This is a genomic window from Tepidibacillus sp. LV47 (assembly GCF_048381575.1).
Classification (GTDB): Bacteria; Bacillota; Bacilli; order Tepidibacillales; family Tepidibacillaceae; genus Tepidibacillus.
In genome coordinates this window covers 296,925-313,135 of record NZ_JBLWIF010000001.1, presented here as the reverse complement: position 1 = coordinate 313,135, position 16,211 = coordinate 296,925, and the positions used below count along the sequence as shown (strand labels likewise).

The window sequence follows — 16,211 nt, the reverse complement described above, 5'->3', positions numbered from 1 at the left end:
TTGGTCAATGACAAAATCAAGATCTAATCCAGATTGGTGGATTATTCTTTCCACAATCATGCTCCTTGGAATCGGGATTGTCATGGTTTTTAGCGCAAGTGCCGTACTGGCTTATCGCGAAGTTGGGGATTGGTATTTTTATGTGAAACGCCAATTGCTTTTTGCTATATTAGGAATGGCTGCATTATATGTAACGATGAGCATAGATTATTGGGTTTGGAAACAATGGGCAAAACTTGCTCTTACGATAAGTTTTGCCTTACTAATTGTAGTCTTAATTCCTGGTGTCGGTTTAACACGAGGAGGGGCAACCAGTTGGCTTGGTGTTGGTGCTTTTAGTATTCAGCCGTCTGAGTTTACAAAACTAGGAATGATTATTTTTTTAGCTAAGTTTTTATCTGAGAGGCAAAATAAGATCACCTATTTTACAAAAGGACTTTTGCCCCCTTTAGGAATCGTAGCGGCAGCTTTTGCTTTAATCATGTTACAACCGGATTTAGGAACAGGAACAGTTTTAGTTGGAACATCGATTTTAATGATATATGTATCGGGAATGAGATTCAAACATCTTATTGGTTTAGGATTAGTTGGAGTAGCAGGTTTTGCCGGGTTAATCGCCGCTGCACCTTATCGAATGAAGCGGATATGGGCTTTTTTAGATCCTTGGTCAGATCCCCTTGGGTCTGGTTATCAGCTCATTCAATCTTTATATGCAATTGGACCAGGGGGATTAATAGGATTAGGTCTTGGCATGAGTCGGCAAAAACATCTCTATGTACCTGAACCACAAACCGATTTTATCTTTGCGATTTTAGCCGAAGAACTAGGGTTTATTGGTGGAGCTACCGTATTAGTCCTTTTTTTGATTCTTCTTTGGCGGGGTTTACGTGTCGCTATTACAGCGCCAGATTTATTTGGAAGTTTTTTAGCAGTTGGGATCATTGGCATGATTGGGATTCAAGTGATCATTAATATTGGTGTCGTGATAGGAATGTTTCCTGTAACGGGAATTACACTTCCTTTATTAAGTTATGGGGGATCTTCCCTTACCTTAACGTTAACAGCGATTGGAATTTTGCTAAATATCTCGCGTTATTCGCGTTAAATGGGTGATGAGAAATGAAGGTTGTATTATCTGGTGGAGGGACAGGAGGACATATTTATCCAGCCTTAGCAATTGCTAAAGAAATCAAAAAGCAGATTCCAAATGCCGAATTTTTATATATTGGTTCAAAAAAGGGGCTCGAAAAAGGGATCGTCGGAAAAACAGGTATACCTTTTGTTGATATTGAGATTACTGGATTTAAACGAAAACTTTCTTTCGAGAATGTCAAAACGATTGTTAAGTTTTTAAAAGGTATAAAAACAGCAAAAAAATACCTTCGGGAGTTTCAACCTGATGTTGTAATCGGAACTGGTGGCTATGTATGCGGACCAGTTCTTTATGCTGCTAGTAAGGAAAAAATTCCAACGATCATTCACGAACAAAATGTAATTCCAGGCTTAACCAATCAATTTCTTTCCCGTTATGTCGATGTGGTAGCAATTAGCTTTGAAGGGGCAAGAGAACATTTTTCCCATGCGAAAAGAATTGAACTAACGGGTAATCCTCGAGCGACGGAAGTGGTCAATGCTAACCCGATGAATGGATTTCAATCATTAGGAATTTCGCCAAATAAAAAAATTATCCTATTTGTTGGCGGCAGTCGTGGAGCAAATGCAATTAATGAATGCTTTTTAGAAATTTTACCTCTCCTTGGTCAATATCAAAACTATCATTTTGTCTATGTTACAGGTGAAGTTCATTATGAGCATATTCGAAGGGAAATCAAAAACAGAGAAATTGATTTAAAGGATTATTCCAATGTCTCTATTTTTCCATACTTATATAACATGCCTGAAATTTTGGCTGCGACAAGTCTGATTGTTAGTCGCGCAGGTGCATCCACATTGGCAGAAATTACTGCATTAGGAGTACCAGCCATTTTAATTCCATCTCCTTATGTAACTAATAATCATCAAGAAAAAAATGCAAAATGGCTAGAAGAACAAGGGGCAGCCAAAATGATTCGAGAAAAAGAACTAAATGGCCAAATCCTTATGCAAACCATTTTAGAAATGATGGATGAACAAAATCGAACAAAAGTAGTACATGCATCGAAATTAATTGGACAACCTGATGCAGCAAGAAGAATTGTATTGATCATGAAGTCACTCATTCAAACGAAAAAGTAGACAACTGTCACAAATTCAGTAAAAGGCATAATATATCGTATGACCCAGCAAATTTAGGGGGATAGAGAAAACCATGAACTGGATCAACAGACTAAAACAAGCGAATATCGGGGAAATACTTGAAAATGAACCATTATCCAAACATACTTCTTGGAAAATAGGTGGAGCCTGTGATGGGTTTATTATTCCAAAAAATCGAGAAAAATTAGTGGAAACACTTAAGATTTTAGCTGAAGAGAACATTCCTTGGAAAGTGATAGGAAGAGGGTCGAATCTTCTTGTCCTCGATCAAGGTTATCGGGGAGCAATTCTCCATCTTGCTTCTAAGGAGTTCGAACAGATCGAATTTCATGGACAACAAGTATTTGTTGGTACCAATGTATCGATCATCCGTCTTGCTAATTTGGCGGCAAAACAAAGTTTATCTGGATTAGAGTTCGCTGGCGGAATTCCTGGAACAATTGGTGGGGCGATCTATATGAATGCTGGTGCCCATGGATCTGATATTTCTAAGGTACTTGTTGAAGCAGAAGTTCTTTTAGAAAATGGAAAAGTTGAAAAATGGTCGAATCGAGATTTTGCTTTTGCTTATCGAACATCCCGATTACAAAAAGAAAAAGGGATTCTTTTATCTGCACTTTTTCAATTAAAGCCTGGAGATCGAAAAAAAATGATTGAACAAATGATCCGATTTAAAGAACGACGTACCAAGACACAACCCTACCACCTACCTAGTGCTGGAAGCATATTTCGCAATCCTGAAGGTGATTATGCTGGACGTTTAATCGAAGAATTAGGATTAAAAGGGTATCAAATTGGTGGTGCACAAATCTCGACAATCCATGGGAATTTTATCGTGAATGTTGGTCAAGCCACTGCGAAAGATGTTCTCGCCTTAATTAAAATGGTTCAGGTGAAAGTCTGGGAAGCCTTTAAGATCTGGCTAAAACCTGAAGTGGAAGTGGTGGGTGAGGAATAAATCGGAGGTGAAACTTTGGAGAGTTTTGTCATCGAAGGTGGGAGGGCTCTTTATGGAACCATAAAAATACAAGGGTCAAAAAACGCAGCACTACCGATTCTTGCAGCATCTCTTTTAGCCGAAGGAATCCATCAAATCGATGATGTTCCTCGTTTATTAGATATTGATGTTATGGTTCAGATTCTAACTCGACTTGGAGTAGATGTAAAACGAGAACAGAATACCATTTCCTTAGATACACGCACTATTTTATCAACAGTCGTACCTGAAGAATTGATGTCGCAAATGAGATCATCGATCTTTCTCATGGGCCCTTTGCTAGCACGTTTTCATGAGGTGACGGTTTCAAAACCAGGTGGATGTGCCATTGGTGAACGAAAAATTGATCTCCACATAAAAGGTTTAAAAGCTTTAGGTGCCAAGATTGAAGAGGTAGAAAACCATATTATTTGTCGAGCAGATCGATTGACAGGGACTACTATTGTTCTTGATTACCCTAGTGTAGGTGCAACAGAAAACATTATGATGGCTGCCACAAGAGCTGATGGGGAAACAAAGATTATTCATCCAGCGAAGGAACCGGAAATCGTCGATTTACAAAATTTCTTGAATATGTTGGGAGCGAAAGTCTCTGGTGCAGGAACAGATATGATCACGATTGAAGGAGTAAAGAGGCTTCATTCTGTTCCTTATTATCAAATTATTCCTGATCGGATTGTTGCAGCAACATTTATGGCTGCTGTTGGGATCACTGGTGGTAAAATCACCTTAAAAAATGTGATTCCAGCACATTTATCTAAGGTTATTGAATATCTTCATAATGTTGGTATTGAAATTGAAAATGACCATGATATAATGACTATTAAAAGGGATAATAGACGCCTTAAAGCAGTAAAGAAAATAATAACATCCCCCTATCCAGGTTTTCCAACAGATATGCAAGCACAATTTATGGTTTTGTTATCTATAGCAGATGGTATAAGTACTATTGAAGAAACGGTTTTTGATTCTCGATATAAGCATGTCAAACAATTGATTTCAATGGGAGCCAAGATCGAAGTAGATGGCCGATTGGCTACGATTTATGGAGTCGATCATTTATTTGGTAGAGAAGTTGTGGCTTCCGATTTAAGGGCTGGTGCAGCATTAGTTCTTGCTGGAATGGCTGCTGAAGGGAAAACAACAGTTCATGATATCTATCATATTGATCGCGGTTATGAGAAGCTAGAAGAAACTTTACAAGCATTAGGTGCTAATATAATGCGAATAAAGAAAATGTAGCGGCATATTTCATGCCGCTTTTTATACGAAAACTGTGAAAAAAACAGAACAAAGACGGGGGATGATGGTATTGAATTTGGAACAAACGATTCCGCCCTATCGAAAGAGAACAGTAAAACCAAAAGGAAATCGACGAGTTTTAAAACTCGTGTTATTTTTCTTTTTTGTGCTGGCCATTATTGCTTTTTTTAACTCATCGATTAGTAGAATCACTGATATACAGATTCAAGGGAATCATTTTCTAACGGAAAAAGAAATTTTTGATCAAGGGAATCTTCGTTTAAATATGCAGTATTTCTTTTTAATCCCTTCTTCTTTACAAGAAAAATTAATAAAACTCAAGGAAATCAAAAAAGTGGACGTTCAAAAACAGTTTCCTGGTCATTTAAAGATTACAATTATAGAATATCAACCCATCGCTTACTTGTACCAAAAAAATAATGAATGGTTGCCGATTTTAGAAAATGGTTATTTGCTCAAAAAACCAGTAAAGGATCAGTATATGAGTGGTCCTTTTATTACCGAATGGAAGGATCAAAAACTTCTTCCGATACTCATCGACGAATTAAAAAAAATTCAACCTCATGTTCTCAAACAAATTTCAGAAATCCGCCAAAATGGTCAAGTTGATGATCCTACTAGACTTTTACTCATTATGAATGAGGGGTATAAGGTCCACGTTCCCCTTGAAAAACTCGCAAGCCAGATGAATTTATATCCAAGTATCATCGAAAATGTAAAAGGGAAAACAACGAAACTAGGGGATATTTATATGCTTGAATCCATTCGCTTTGAGGAATTTAAAAATCGTGGTGAGAAGAATGAAAGTGAATAAGTTACAGTTCTACTTAAGCGTTGTTTTTTTATTTTTAGGTTTTTTAATCGGATTTCAATATCAGCTTACAAATAAACGGGAACAACTAGAAACTACATACTCTTGGAATAAAGAGCAACTCATTTCTGAAAAACTTGTCAATCTAAAAAAAGAAAATAAACAATTAGAGGAACAAATTCGTGAAGTGGAGGATGAGATTCAACGAATCGAAAAAAAAGCTCAGACTGATCAAAATGAGCTAGCAGAAATTCACGAAACGCTCAATAATACGCGAATGTTAGCAGGTTTTATGGATGTTGAAGGTCCAGGGATCATTGTAACATTAAATGATAGCAAAAAAGCAAAAGAGATTTCAGGTGATGTTTCGAGCTATATTGTTCATGAACAGGATTTGCGTAGAGTAGTGAATGAATTGTTTGCTTCGGGTGCAGAAGCTGTAAGTGTCAATGGCGAGCGAATGATCGCTACAAGTACCATTACCTGTGTTGGGCCGACGATTCTTGTGAATTCGATCAAGAAGGCGCCGCCATTTGAGATCAAAGCGATTGGTGACCCTGACACATTATTGAGTGGTTTGGAAATGCCCGGAGGAGTACTACAAACCTTACGAAATTGGGAAATTCAAATCACCACAGAAAAAAAAGATAAAATTGTAATACCAAGTTATGTGGGTACGACAAATTCCAATAAACTGTCTCTATTAAACACTTCTCAGGTAGGAGAATGATCAAAAGATGTCCCATTTTATGAAAAAGAAAATCCCATCAGTGATTATTTTGATCAGTATGATTACTGGCTTTATGATTTCCATTCAATATCATTCAACACAAGAAATCTTGTCTTCTAATTCAAGGGATATTACAGAACTTCGGTCAGATTTAAGTAAAGAAATGGAAAGAAAAGAAGCGCTTTTAAAAGATCTGGAAAAAAAGCAGGAACTTCTGTCTCAATATAAAAATAATCATAAAAACCAAGAAACAACTGATATCATGAAAGAAGAATTAAAGAAGTCTCAAATGTTGGCTGGTCTTATTCCAGTAAAGGGAAAAGGGCTAATCCTCACGATTCAATCAAACGGACAAGCAAATTCTGATCAAGGAATTGAAAATATGGTGGTTGATGAAGATCTACGAACACTAATCAATGAATTATTTGCGAATGGAGCACAAGCCATTTCTATTAATGGCCAAAGGATTATTGCGAATACTGCCATTCGCAATGTAGGAAATCAGATTCAAGTGAATCAGCAATTTATCCAGTTTCCCTATCAAATCAATGCCATAGGAGATCAAGAAAAAATGAAAGCAGGATTACAGGTAGCAGGTTTATTCGATTATTTTAAACTTTTAAATAAAGAATTAGTTATAGAGAAAAAAGACGAAATAGAAGTTCCTGCTTATGTAGGAGATATTCAACCAAAATATATGAAACCAAAAGAAGTTGGTGAAAAATAATGTGGCTTCCCATTTTAGCTCTTTTAATAGGACTTTTCTTAGGATTCAATGCAGATATTCGTGTACCTGAAGCATATAGTAATTACCTATCCATCGCTGTATTGGCTGCATTGGATACCGTTTTTGGTGGTATTCGGGCTAACTTGCAAAAAACTTTTGATTCGACTGTGTTTATTTCTGGTTTCTTTTTTAATACCTTGCTTGCAGCTGGAATTGTTTTTATTGGGGTTCAATTAGGCGTTGATCTTTATCTAGCTGCAATCGTGGCGTTTGGTGTAAGATTATTTAATAATATTGCGGTCATTCGTAGAATCTTGTTGGACAAATTTCCGAAAATAGGTCAAAAGACTCAGGAATAGGCATAAATGATCATTTTGGGATTTTTCTAAAAAATATTAGAAAAAGTGATCGAAAAAAAAGGGAAAAACAAAATTATGTTGAATTATAAATATGTTAAATTATAAATTAGTATATTTGTTTGAAAACAATTTTGTTCTCGTTCATTCGTTTTCTCGTTAGTATAATAGAATTGAATCTATCGAAAAATAAAGGAGGTGCCAAGGATTGGGCAACAACGACGTAATCGTTAGTTTAGACATCGGTACGTCCAAGGTTCGAGTAATCATTGGCGAAATGAATAATGGATCATTAAATATTATCGGTGTTGGAACCGCTGACTCCTTAGGAATGAAAAAGGGAGCCATTATCGATATCGACCAAACAGTACAATCGATTCGTCAAGCAGTAGATCATGCTGAGAGAATGGTAGGAATTACGATAGAAGACGTGTTTGTAGGTATCTCTGGTAATCATATTGAATTAGAAACGAGCCATGGTGTAGTCGCCGTTTCTAGTGAAGACCGAGAAATCGGCGATGTAGATATAGATCGAGTGATTCAGGCTGCAAAAGTGATTCCTTTACCTCCTGATCGAGAAATTATCGATGTAGTTCCTAAACAATTCATGGTAGATGGTTTAAGTAGTATTCATGATCCAAGAGGAATGATTGGTGTCCGCCTTGAGGTCGAGGCGACCATTATCACTGGTGCAAAAACCATCATACATAATTTAATACGAACCATTGAAAAAGCGGGATTAAAGATTGCCGGCTTTATCTTAACGCCATTAGCGACAAGTCAAGTTGCTCTTTCCAAAGACGAAATGAATCTTGGAGTTGCTTTAATCGATATGGGTGAGGGAGTAACCACCATCTCTGTTTACGAACAAGGTGGCCTTACAAAATTGAGCGTTCTACCAATTGGTGGGGAATATATCACAAATGACATATCGATTGGACTTCGCACTCAGTTTGACGTCGCTGAAAAAGTTAAGATGAAATTTGGTGTTGCTAGTATTGAAGAGGCTTCTGAAGAAGAAAAATTTAAAGTTACTCGCATTGGTAGTAATGTGGAGAAAGAGTTTAATCAAAAAGATATTGCTTTTATTATAGAACCGCGGATTCGAGAAATGTTTCAATTGGTTCTACAGGAAATTTATCGAATGGGTTATACGAATGAATTACCAGGCGGCTATGTTTTAACAGGTGGGGTTGTAGCCATGAATGGAATTTTGTCAGTAGCCCAAGAAGAATTTCATTCATCTGTACGAATTTCCATGCCTGATTACATTGGCGTAAGAGACCCTTCTTACACGAGTGGAGTCGGTTTAATCCTCTATGCAGCAAAGAGATATAAAAAAGCTTCAAACCAAATGAAACAAGCTGTATCTACAACTCCTTCAAAACAGTCTGCTCGTAAATCAAAAGGATTAAGTTCTTTTGAACGAGTAAAAAATTGGTTTAGTGAATTTATTTAATCATCCAGAAATGCGTGCCTATGATGAGTAAGGGGGATATTCATGTTAGAATTTGACCTTGAAATGGAGCAATTAGCACAAATTAAAGTCATTGGTGTTGGTGGCGGAGGAAGTAATGCCGTTAACCGTATGATTGAAGCTGGGGTAAAAGGTGTTGAATTTATCGCCGTTAATACGGATGCTCAAGCGTTAAACCGTTCATTAGCTGAACATAAATCACAGATCGGTGAAAAGTTAACAAGAGGATTAGGAGCTGGTGCGAATCCTGAGATTGGAAAAAAAGCAGCAGAGGAAAGTAGAGAAGTACTTGAAAACCTGCTTAAAGGAGCGGATATGGTTTTTGTTACGGCAGGTATGGGTGGCGGAACAGGAACGGGAGCAGCTCCTGTCATTGCCGAAATCGCAAAGGAACTTGGTGCCCTAACAGTAGGTGTTGTAACTCGCCCATTTAGTTTTGAAGGAAGAAAAAGACAAGCTCAAGCTGAAATGGGGATACAAGCTCTCAAAGAAAAAGTGGATACCCTAATTGTCATTCCTAACGATCGTCTATTGGAAATCGTCGATAAAAATACACCGATGTTGGAAGCCTTTCGCCTAGCGGATAATGTATTACGACAAGGCGTACAAGGAATTTCCGACTTAATTGCAGTTCCTGGTTTAATTAACTTAGATTTTGCTGATGTAAAAACGATTATGACAGAGAAAGGTTCGGCGCTAATGGGGATTGGGATTGCTACTGGAGAAAATCGTGCAGCCGAAGCAGCGAAAAAGGCAATTTGCAGTCCTCTTCTTGAAACTTCTATTAACGGAGCAAAGGGTGTATTGATGAATATTACTGGTGGCACAAATCTAAGTCTTTACGAAGTAAATGAAGCTGCAGATATTGTCGCATCTTCATCTGATCCTGAAGTCAATATGATCTTTGGGGCTGTCATAAATGAGAATTTAAAAGATGAAATCATTGTGACCGTCATCGCAACAGGGTTTGACGAAGAAAAATCTGGTCAGCCTTCGCAAAAATCTTTAAAAGATCAACAACATTTAGGGAACAAAGGGAATGTAAACATTAAACCATTCAATACTCAAATTAGTGATAATTTAGATATTCCCACATTTTTAAGAAATCGTAATAAATAATAAATGAACTTTTCTCAATAGACCATTTATGGTCTATTTTTTTTATGGCTTGTATATTCTAACTGCTCCTAACCTTACGGTTCTCCCTGAATAAACGGTAGGAGGGAAAACTTACAAAGAAATACACGGACAACAAAGCGCGTTGGAATATACAAACCTATTTATCTCAGTTTTTCGCTAAAAAATTTGTTTTGCTGACAAAAAAATTGATAGCTTGTCGGCAAGTTTAGACAGACTTTGAATATATTTTTATTATATACTTTTCTCATTCTTACAAGTTATATGAAAAAAATAGTCTCAGTGAGGTAACGAATAGGGGCGGAGAAGATGGTTGTTTATGCCGATTTCGTATTTTTATTAAATTTTATCATTGATTATTTGATCTTATGGACGACAGGGAAATTTCTTCAACTAAATAGTAAAAAATTTCGTTTGTTCATGGGAGCTGGAATCGGTGCTTGTTATACGTTTATTTTTCTTATCCCGTCTCTTACGATTGTTCATATTCTTTTAACCAAAATCTTAGTTTCTATAGCAATGGTTCTTATATCTTTTGGTTTTATTCATCTCTTCCATTTTATTCGAATGTTGGCAACATTTTATTTTGTATCTTTTGTATTTGGGGGTGGTGTGTTTGGACTTCAATACCTTCTACAGATTGATCATGAAATCATCAATGGGATCTATATACATCATTCTTCTGGTTCCATTGTTTATCTTCTTTTTCTTGTCATCGCTCCAGTTATGATTTGGTTATTTTCGAATAAGACCTATTATTCGCTAAGAAGAAAAACATTGATACAACAGGATTTGGTAGATGTTGAACTGACCATATTAAATCAATCTTATCAATTCAAAGGATTAGTGGATACAGGGAACCAACTTTATGATCCTATTTCGCGAAAACCGGTATTAATCATCGAAGCTAAGGATCTTACGATTTTACCTGATGTTCTTCAGCAAGCTTTTGACAATCGTCAATTTATATTGGATAAATTTGAACAAATTGCCGATAAGATTGATCCAAATTGGTTATCAAGAATTCATTTGATTCCATTTCGTAGTGTGGCGAAAGAAATGCAATTTCTTCTGGCATTACGGCCAGATAAGGTGGTGATCCAAAACGGAGAAAAACGTATAGAGACAAATAAGGTTCTCATTGGTTTAGACTATGGTCAATTATCGATTGACAGGTCTTACCAAGCGATTATTCATCCGGAATTATTGATCGCATCGTAAAAAATTGCTTTTCAAGGGGGTCTCAAATGATTAAGAAATGGAAGATCCAATTGATTCTTATTTGGTATCGTCTTTTATTTTTACTGGGATTAAAGTCTGAGGAAGTTTATTATATTGGCGGTAGCGACACTCTTCCACCACCATTAACAAAGGAAGAGGAAGAACATTTATTAGAAAAACTGCCAAAAGGTGATCCAGCAGTCAAAACGATGTTAATAGAAAGAAATCTTCGACTCGTGGTTTATATTGCAAGAAAATTTGATAATACCGGTGTTAGCATTGAAGATCTCGTTTCAATTGGATCGATTGGTTTAATAAAAGCGGTGAATACTTTTGATACAGAAAAAAATATTAAGCTGGCAACATATGCTTCTCGTTGTATTGAAAATGAAATCCTCATGTATTTACGACGAAATAATAAAATGAAAACTGAGGTCTCTTTTGACGAACCATTAAATATCGATTGGGATGGAAACGAATTATTATTATCCGATATTTTAGGAACAGAAAATGATACCATTTTCCGCAATATCGAAGAAGAAGTAGATAAAAAAATATTGAAAAAAGCATTGGAAAAGTTAAGTGATCGAGAAAAAATGATTATGGAGCTTCGTTTTGGTTTAAAAGATGGCGTCGAAAAAACGCAAAAAGATGTTGCTGATATGCTCGGAATTTCCCAATCTTACATTTCACGCCTTGAAAAGAAAATAATCAGACGATTGCGAAAAGAATTTAATAAGATGACTTAAAGCATAAAATATTCCCTCCGAGGAGATACTTTACATATCTGGTACTCCGATAGGAGGGAGAAGAATGTCAAGAAATAAAGTTGAAATATGTGGTGTAGATACATCGAAACTGCCTGTACTCAAGAATGATGTCATGAAAGAACTATTTGTGAAGCTCCAAAATGGAGATCGATCTGCAAGAGAACAATTAATCAATGGCAACCTTCGCTTAGTTTTAAGTGTGATTCAACGCTTTAATAATCGAGGGGAATATGTGGATGATCTTTTTCAAGTTGGATGCATCGGTTTAATGAAAGCGATTGATAATTTCGATTTAAGTCAAAATGTAAAATTCTCCACCTATGCGGTGCCAATGATTATTGGCGAAATCCGTCGTTATTTAAGGGACAATAATCCGATCCGTGTCTCAAGGTCTATTAGGGATATTGCCTATAAAGCCTTACAGGTTCGCGATTCCCTTACCAATCAAAAAGCAAGCGAACCAACCATTTATGAAATTTCTGAAGCTTTAAATGTACCAAAGGAAGATGTTGTTTTTGCTTTGGATGCCATTCAAGACCCTGTCTCCTTATTTGAACCCATTTACCATGATGGCGGCGATCCCATTTATGTCATGGATCAAATTAGTGACGATAAGAATAAAGACGTTCAATGGTTAGAAGAAATCGCAATCAAACAAGCTCTTGATCGATTAAATGAGCGGGAAAAAATGATTCTATCCATGAGGTTCTATGAAGGGAAAACACAGATGGAGGTCGCTGAGGAGATTGGAATTTCACAAGCACAAGTTTCTAGATTAGAAAAAGCTGCGATTCATCAAATGCAAAAATATATTCGCGCTTGAAAATCGTTCGTACATTTTTCACCTATCTTACATATATATATTAAAAGACCAGAAGAAGATAGGTGAGTATCATGATCAAAATTTCTGAGTTTCAGACTAAGGATGTTGTAAATATTTATGATGGTAAAAAATTGGGTATTGTGCAGGATGTTGAAATCGATTTAAAAACTGGTCGAGTTGAGGCATTGGTCATCCCGAATCAAGGGAAGTTATTTGGTCTATTCGGGAATGGTACGGAGTATATCATTCCTTGGAAGAATATTGTGAAGATTGGCCTTGATGTGGTATTGGTAAAGCTGGATGATCATCGTGCATTTCGGTCAATCGAATCTGGTGATGATGCTGATCCGTTTAAAAAATATTAATGAATAGATGGCAAGGATTTAGTTCCTTGTCTTTTTTTTTTGTAGCTTTTGGGTTTGTATATTACAAACCTATTTTAAGTTTGAAAGCCTTGAACATAAGTTCATATGCTATATTCAATGAAGATAGTCAATATGATAAAATGTGAAAAAGGAGTGGATGAGATGGAACCATTTCAATTACAGGAGCAACCCATTCCCCATCTTGTGATCAAATCATGGCAAAAACTTGTTCCTGGTTTAAATGTCGGATTTAGTACGAAAAAGGGTGGAGTAAGTAAAGGTTTTTATGCCACGATGAATTTAGCCCTCCATGTTAACGATCAAGAAGAAGATGTGATTAGCAACCGTAAAATGCTTACGAACGCTTTAGGTTTTTCTTTTGATGCATGGACATCAGCTGAACAAGTTCATGGGAATCATATCGAGATCATTTCTAAAGAGAAACGAGGAAAAGGGCGATTATCACGAGAAGATGCGATTCAAGATACAGATGGAATGGTTACGAATGAACCGAATATTTTACTTACATCATTTTATGCCGATTGTGTCCCATTATTTTTTCTAGACCCAGTAAAAAAAGTAATTGGTCTAGCTCATGCTGGTTGGAAAGGAACACAATTGAAAATAGCAGAAAAAATGATCGAAACTTTTGTGTTTGCCTTTGGATCAAATCGTGAAGATATTCATGTTGCAATCGGCCCTTCGATTGGGCAATGTTGTTATGAAGTTGATGGAAAAGTGATCCAGCCCATTCAATCTACATTTTCTTTTATTCCGGAGGATATCATTTTCGACAAAAACAATGGACATTATGATTTAGATTTAAAAAAATTAAACCAACAAATACTAATTCATGCAGGAATTTTGCCGAATCATATCGAAGTTTCTTCATATTGTACCAGTTGTGATCATCATTTATTCTTCTCCCATCGAAAAGACAAAGGGAAAACAGGTCGAATGGCGGCTTGGATTGGCTTAAGGAAGGATGAGTCATAATGTCCCTAAAAGAAAATATTCAACAAGTAAAGCAAAGAATAAAAAAGGCGTGTGAAAAAAGTAAGCGAGAAGAAAATGAAGTGAAGATGATTGCAGTTACGAAATACGTTGGAATCGAACAGACAAGAGAAGTGCTTGACTTAGGTATCGAACATATTGGCGAGAACAGGGTTCAATACGCGCTTCCTAAATACGAAGCATTATCTTCAATGGGAGTCTGGCATTTTATCGGCCATTTGCAGACGAATAAGGTTAAACAAGTCGTTGGAAAGTTCGATTATATTCATTCTTTGGATAGGCTCTCTTTGGCAGAGGCGATCCATAAACGGGCAAACCAATTACAAACAAAAGTGAAATGTTTCATTCAGGTGAATATTTCAGGTGAAGAGAGCAAAGGTGGCGTCAATCCTGACGAATTAATCGAATTTTGCAAGGCGATTCGCCAATATGATACCATTCAAGTGGTAGGCTTAATGACAATGGCACCTTATACGGCGAATCAAGAGCTGATTCGTTCTGTCTTTAGAAGTCTCCGAGAATGGAGAGATCAGATTAATCAACAAAAAATCTTTCATGAACCGATAAAAGAATTATCGATGGGAATGTCGAACGATTTTGAAATTGCGATCGAAGAAGGAGCAACTTTTATCCGTTTAGGAAGTGTTTTATTTAAAAATTAAAGGGAAAGAAAAGGAGGAGCGTTTTCTTATGATGGGGAAGCTGATGGGTTTTCTTGGCCTAAACGATGAGGAAGAAGAGATCACTGAAGAACAAGAAGAAGAGGTTAGAGAAGAAGAATTTTTACCTAGTCGTAAGCATAAAAATAACGTAGTTAGCATACATAGCCAAAAAAATGTCAAGGTGATTTTATCCGAACCTAGGTCCTATGAAGAAGCGCAACAAATCGCTGATTATTTGCGTTTACATCGTCCTGTGATTGTTAATCTTCAACGAATGAATTCGGATCAAGCAAGGCGTATGGTTGATTTCTTAAGCGGTTGTGTTTATGCATTAAATGGAGAAATTTCAAAAGTTGGAGCAAGTATTTTTGTCTTAACACCTGAAAATATTACCATTGAAGGTACGATTACGGAGATGATTGAAGAATAACGATTGAAAATAAACAGTAAAGGGTGACAGCATGGTAGCATTAATGACAATACTATACTACGCTTATAGGATTTATTATTATATGATCTTGGCATACATTATTATGTCTTGGTTACCACAGTTAGCACATAGTCCAATTGGCGAGTTATTAGCTCGGCTCGTTGAACCGTATTTACGTCCATTTCGCAGATTAATCCCGCCAATTGGGATGATCGATATTTCACCTATTGCGGCATTAATCGCATTATGGTTTATCTATTTAGGAGCCAATTCTGTTCTTGGTTATCTTTTTACAATATTGGGGTAACAACAGATGAAATTTGAACATATATTAAATCATTACCGCAAAGAGGAACAACCATTTGTTGAAAGAGTAATCGATTTTTGTGAACGAGTTTCACTAAGCCACAAGCCGATTAGAACGGATTTTGTTGATCCAAGACAAAAGGTCATTGTACAAAACATCGTTAATTCTTATATGGATTTGACGATGTTTTTTGATGGAGGTTATCAGGAGGCAGAACGGGGTAGAATTTTGATCGCTCCATCATATTTTTATTCAGAAGAAGATTTAGGGCTTCATTATTTTCAAATCTATGGTGAAAATAAATTTTTCGTAATCACCCATAAAGATGTGTTAGGTGCATTATTAAACATTGGCTTAAAACGAGAAAAATTTGGCGACATTTTAATCACGGATACCACAAAACAATTGATCGTAGCAAGTGAAGTAGCAGATTACGTAAGGATGGAACTCAAGCAAATTGGCAAAACCAAGATCAATTTAGAGTCGATTACAAGGGATCATTTAAATCCTCCTTTAATCCAATATGAGAATTTACAATTTACAGTACATTCTTTACGGGTGGATACTGTCGTGGCTCATGTTTTTCGTCAATCTCGTTCAAAAGTAGCAGAATGGATTAAAGGAAAACACTTAAAAGTGAATTGGCAAATTGTAGATCAAGTTGATTACAAACTAGAAGTTGGCGATATGGTATCGTTAAGAAAATTTGGCCGATTTAAAATCTTAGAGGAAGATGGAACAACAAAAAAAGGTCGAATCTTGATAAAAGTAGGGAAAATCATTTAAAAAAGTTGCAAGAAAATGAAGGATTTTTCCCTTTGATGTCGAAATTGAAATCGAAAAAGATTTTCGATCATATACTTTT

General features: G+C 36.3%; 19 protein-coding genes. All 19 read left to right on the top strand.

From position 1 onward, the window contains the following. Positions 1-7: 7 nt before the first annotated feature. Positions 8-1,105: a stage V sporulation protein E gene (gene spoVE, locus ACMW72_RS01555; protein WP_418367075.1), complete on the top strand. Its 1,098-nt coding sequence runs from the start codon at positions 8-10 to the stop codon at positions 1,103-1,105. A gap of 14 nt (positions 1,106-1,119) precedes the next feature. Continuing rightward, positions 1,120-2,235 carry an undecaprenyldiphospho-muramoylpentapeptide beta-N-acetylglucosaminyltransferase gene (gene murG, locus ACMW72_RS01550; RefSeq protein ID WP_418367074.1) on the top strand — a complete coding sequence of 372 codons (1,116 nt, stop codon included), beginning with the start codon at positions 1,120-1,122 and terminating at the stop codon, positions 2,233-2,235. A 73-nt stretch (positions 2,236-2,308) separates the two neighbouring features. Beyond that, complete coding sequence (gene murB / locus ACMW72_RS01545) at positions 2,309-3,214, top strand: UDP-N-acetylmuramate dehydrogenase (RefSeq protein WP_418367073.1); 906 nt, start codon at positions 2,309-2,311, stop codon at positions 3,212-3,214. Between the two features lie 15 nt (positions 3,215-3,229). Further along, on the top strand, positions 3,230-4,495 hold the full coding sequence (gene murA, locus ACMW72_RS01540) for a UDP-N-acetylglucosamine 1-carboxyvinyltransferase (RefSeq protein ID WP_418367072.1): 1,266 nt from the start codon (positions 3,230-3,232) through the stop codon (positions 4,493-4,495). A gap of 70 nt (positions 4,496-4,565) precedes the next feature. Then, a complete protein-coding gene (locus ACMW72_RS01535; RefSeq protein ID WP_418367071.1) occupies positions 4,566-5,330 on the top strand; it encodes a cell division protein FtsQ/DivIB in 765 nt (254 codons plus the stop codon). After that, the gene (locus tag ACMW72_RS01530) at positions 5,317-6,057 is read left to right on the top strand and encodes a DUF881 domain-containing protein (protein WP_418367070.1); all 741 of its coding nucleotides are present in this window, start codon (positions 5,317-5,319) and stop codon (positions 6,055-6,057) included. The genes ACMW72_RS01535 and ACMW72_RS01530 overlap by 14 nt, the downstream gene beginning before the upstream one ends. Positions 6,058-6,064: 7 nt before the next feature. After that, positions 6,065-6,784 (top strand): DUF881 domain-containing protein, encoded by a 720-nt coding sequence (locus ACMW72_RS01525; protein WP_418367069.1) that lies wholly within the window; start codon positions 6,065-6,067, stop codon positions 6,782-6,784. After that, a complete protein-coding gene (locus ACMW72_RS01520) occupies positions 6,784-7,143 on the top strand; it encodes a small basic family protein (RefSeq protein WP_418367068.1) in 360 nt (119 codons plus the stop codon). Before ACMW72_RS01525 ends, ACMW72_RS01520 begins: the two co-directional genes overlap by 1 nt. Before the next feature lie 205 nt (positions 7,144-7,348). Beyond that, positions 7,349-8,599 (top strand): cell division protein FtsA, encoded by a 1,251-nt coding sequence (ftsA, locus tag ACMW72_RS01515; RefSeq protein WP_418367067.1) that lies wholly within the window; start codon positions 7,349-7,351, stop codon positions 8,597-8,599. A 42-nt stretch (positions 8,600-8,641) separates the two neighbouring features. Beyond that, on the top strand, positions 8,642-9,736 hold the full coding sequence (gene ftsZ / locus ACMW72_RS01510) for a cell division protein FtsZ (RefSeq protein ID WP_418367066.1): 1,095 nt from the start codon (positions 8,642-8,644) through the stop codon (positions 9,734-9,736). 327 nt (positions 9,737-10,063) lie between these two features. Then, the gene (gene spoIIGA, locus ACMW72_RS01505) at positions 10,064-10,975 is read left to right on the top strand and encodes a sigma-E processing peptidase SpoIIGA (protein ID WP_418367065.1); all 912 of its coding nucleotides are present in this window, start codon (positions 10,064-10,066) and stop codon (positions 10,973-10,975) included. 26 nt (positions 10,976-11,001) lie between these two features. Beyond that, complete coding sequence (gene sigE, locus ACMW72_RS01500; RefSeq protein ID WP_418367064.1) at positions 11,002-11,724, top strand: RNA polymerase sporulation sigma factor SigE; 723 nt, start codon at positions 11,002-11,004, stop codon at positions 11,722-11,724. 64 nt (positions 11,725-11,788) lie between these two features. Beyond that, positions 11,789-12,568 (top strand): RNA polymerase sporulation sigma factor SigG, encoded by a 780-nt coding sequence (sigG, locus tag ACMW72_RS01495; protein ID WP_418367063.1) that lies wholly within the window; start codon positions 11,789-11,791, stop codon positions 12,566-12,568. A 74-nt stretch (positions 12,569-12,642) separates the two neighbouring features. Then, positions 12,643-12,933 (top strand): YlmC/YmxH family sporulation protein, encoded by a 291-nt coding sequence (locus ACMW72_RS01490; protein WP_418367378.1) that lies wholly within the window; start codon positions 12,643-12,645, stop codon positions 12,931-12,933. Between the two features lie 162 nt (positions 12,934-13,095). Next, positions 13,096-13,929, top strand: a complete 834-nt coding sequence (gene pgeF / locus ACMW72_RS01485; protein ID WP_418367062.1) for a peptidoglycan editing factor PgeF — start codon at positions 13,096-13,098, stop codon at positions 13,927-13,929. Next, on the top strand, positions 13,929-14,609 hold the full coding sequence (locus ACMW72_RS01480) for a YggS family pyridoxal phosphate-dependent enzyme (RefSeq protein ID WP_418367061.1): 681 nt from the start codon (positions 13,929-13,931) through the stop codon (positions 14,607-14,609). The genes pgeF and ACMW72_RS01480 overlap by 1 nt, the downstream gene beginning before the upstream one ends. A gap of 31 nt (positions 14,610-14,640) precedes the next feature. Then, a complete protein-coding gene (locus tag ACMW72_RS01475; RefSeq protein ID WP_418367377.1) occupies positions 14,641-15,039 on the top strand; it encodes a cell division protein SepF in 399 nt (132 codons plus the stop codon). 31 nt (positions 15,040-15,070) lie between these two features. Beyond that, positions 15,071-15,346 carry a YggT family protein gene (locus tag ACMW72_RS01470; RefSeq protein WP_418367060.1) on the top strand — a complete coding sequence of 92 codons (276 nt, stop codon included), beginning with the start codon at positions 15,071-15,073 and terminating at the stop codon, positions 15,344-15,346. Positions 15,347-15,352: 6 nt separating this feature from the next. Further along, entirely contained in the window at positions 15,353-16,132 is a 780-nt protein-coding gene (locus tag ACMW72_RS01465; protein ID WP_418367059.1) for an RNA-binding protein, read from the top strand. Positions 16,133-16,211 lie beyond the last annotated feature (79 nt).